The organism is Brevundimonas sp. RM1, assembly GCF_052907225.1.
Map to the genome: position 1 here is coordinate 1 of NZ_JBRERY010000058.1, position 2,089 is coordinate 2,089.

A 2,089-nucleotide genomic window follows, 5' to 3' on the forward strand; every position below is an offset into this window, starting at 1 on the left:
TAGGCGGGGCATTGGTCTCGAAGGTGAAAACGGCCATATGCTACAACTGAGGCGGAACAGGTCCGTTTCAAGCGTCCATATCCCGACAAATGAAAAGGCCCGCCCTCCGAAAAGAGCGAGCCCCAAGTTGTTCAAAATCGCTGAGCTAACTCAGGCGACTTGAAGCTGGCCAGCAGACGTTTTTCCTGAACGCTGATCGTGCTCGAGTTCATACGACAGGGCTTGGCCCTCGTTTAGGCCGCTAAGGCCCGCACGCTCTACGGCCGAAACGTGGACGAAGACATCGCCGCCGCCAGCGTCAGGCGCGATGAAACCGAAACCCTTGGTGGGGTTGTACCATTTGATAATACCAGTAGCCATTTCCATGACCTCCGAAAAAAAGACGCCCGCGGAGAAATTCCTGAGGGCTATCGGTTCTAAGGAAACGGAAAATCTCGATGCGGCGCAAAGAAATAGGGCGTTACGCAGAGATATCGACCCGCACAAACTGCAACACATATTCGGAATAGGCAAGGCGAATATCATGCACTATCGCAGATATTCGGCCATGAAGTACATTTCATTGCAATTTCAACAAGCTCTTCGCTTCAAGAAATTCTGTCGATTTTCTGCATGCCTCCCTGCTTTGATGTTAATCACCTTCACTGGCCCGTACCGGCCGGAAACAGATCGGCGGCAGAATGCGAGAGCCAAAGCTAACGTCGGCCGAAAAGTGCGTCGTGATCGTTGCAATTTTTGGAGCCTTCGTCGCCCTCGGTATGATTGTCTGGGCTGTCCTTGCGATAGTCGCGGAGAGCGCGCCTTAGTTTTTGTTGGGCCTCTTGCGCTTTGGCTAACAAGCCCCATCTAGGTTACGAGCCTCGGCTCATTAGGCCCGTCTGAGTCCCAATGTGGCAGACGGGTTTTCTTATGCCCGTCAGCCTGGCCTGGGCGGCAACTCAGGCGGCGGCGGGCAACTCAGCCCCTTCATGCCGTTGTCGGCCGCCCAGCGGCATAGCCGCCCCACCGTCGCCCAGCCGCGCTCGCCCCAACCTTCGACGGCGATGTCATGGGCGATCCCGACCGCTTCACTGCGCACCGCCTCGGGCGGCATGATCGGCTTGGCCTCAACGGCCAGGTCGGCACTCGGGGGGTAGATCGGCGTCACGCGTTCCCTGCTCGCGCAGCCGGTGACAAGCAAGAGCGACGCGGCCAGCAGTGGGGCGAGCGTCAGGGATCGAGGAAACCACATCGTTCCGTTCCTTTTCCAGTCGGTTGTTGATCTTCAGGTCCGTCAGTCGCTGGTCGGCCGCCCGATCATGGGAAGCGGCGCCCCTGCCGCGCGCCTTGACGTTGGCCGCTTCGGCGGCGCGTTCCTGCTTGGCCCGCTCCCGGCCGGGTGCCGTGGCGGCGCACCAACCCAGGATGAACAGCAGCAGGACGCAGACGGCGATGACGGCCCAGGACGCCGGACCGATGGCGCGGAGGAAGTCGCGGATCAGCATTGCCGCCACTCCCCGGCCGTCAGAAAGCCGTGCCACTCGCAGCCGCCTCGGAACAGAACCGAAGGCGTCAGGGACGGCCGCTCCCGGTCGCCGTTCCAATCCCAGCGTGGGCCGGGATCATCAGGCTCAACCGGCAGATAGCCCTCACGCTTGCAGCCGCAGGGGCAGATGAAGGCCAGCCCACCCGCGCGGCCATCGGGATAGGAGCGAATCTCGACGGCGCCGGGCGTGTCGTGGTGGTGGTCGATGTCCTCGACAATGACGGCGCGGATCATAGGATCAGTTCCTTCGCCTGCGCCGTCCGCTGGCGGCGATCCTCGATCCCGTTCGTGCCGCCGTTGATCGCCTTGGTCAGACCCACCAGATCGTCAGCGTCGGCCTTGGCGTTCAGCTTGCGATCGCTCCAGTAGACGCAGCCGACCAGCAGCCCGATCGAGGGATGCCCAACGATCTGAGGGTGGCGCTCTAGATCAATCCCGATCATCCGACCGACGCGGCGATAGTTGGCCCGGCCCGTCAATTGGATCGGCCCGCGCCCCTGATAGCGGCGACCATCTCCGGATTGTGTGTTGCCGAGATCCGCGCGCCCCTCGTAGCCCCTCTGC

General features: G+C 61.6%; 4 protein-coding genes. All 4 read right to left on the reverse strand.

The window, feature by feature from the left end:
* Nucleotides 1–150 precede the first annotated feature (150 nt).
* Nucleotides 151–360, reverse strand: a complete 210-nt coding sequence (locus tag ACU5AP_RS16150) for a cold-shock protein (protein ID WP_312296083.1) — start codon at nucleotides 358–360, stop codon at nucleotides 151–153.
* 746 nt (nucleotides 361–1,106) lie between these two features.
* Nucleotides 1,107–1,484, reverse strand: a complete 378-nt coding sequence (locus ACU5AP_RS16155; RefSeq protein ID WP_446681547.1) for a hypothetical protein — start codon at nucleotides 1,482–1,484, stop codon at nucleotides 1,107–1,109.
* On the reverse strand, nucleotides 1,478–1,759 hold the full coding sequence (locus ACU5AP_RS16160; protein ID WP_446681548.1) for a DUF6527 family protein: 282 nt from the start codon (nucleotides 1,757–1,759) through the stop codon (nucleotides 1,478–1,480). Before ACU5AP_RS16160 ends, ACU5AP_RS16155 begins: the two co-directional genes overlap by 7 nt.
* Nucleotides 1,756–2,089: glycoside hydrolase family 19 protein (locus ACU5AP_RS16165; protein ID WP_446681549.1), on the reverse strand; the 334-nt coding region annotated here is incomplete at its 5' end. The genes ACU5AP_RS16160 and ACU5AP_RS16165, both read right to left, overlap by 4 nt.

What these genes read in the sequence shown, in the direction of transcription:
- ACU5AP_RS16150 (WP_312296083.1), bottom strand. Translation starts at nt 360, where the DNA reads ATGGCTACTGGTATTATCAAATGGTACAACCCCACCAAGGGTTTCGGT.
- ACU5AP_RS16155 (WP_446681547.1), bottom strand. Translation starts at nt 1,484, where the DNA reads ATGCTGATCCGCGACTTCCTCCGCGCCATCGGTCCGGCGTCCTGGGCC.
- ACU5AP_RS16160 (WP_446681548.1), bottom strand. Translation starts at nt 1,759, where the DNA reads ATGATCCGCGCCGTCATTGTCGAGGACATCGACCACCACCACGACACG.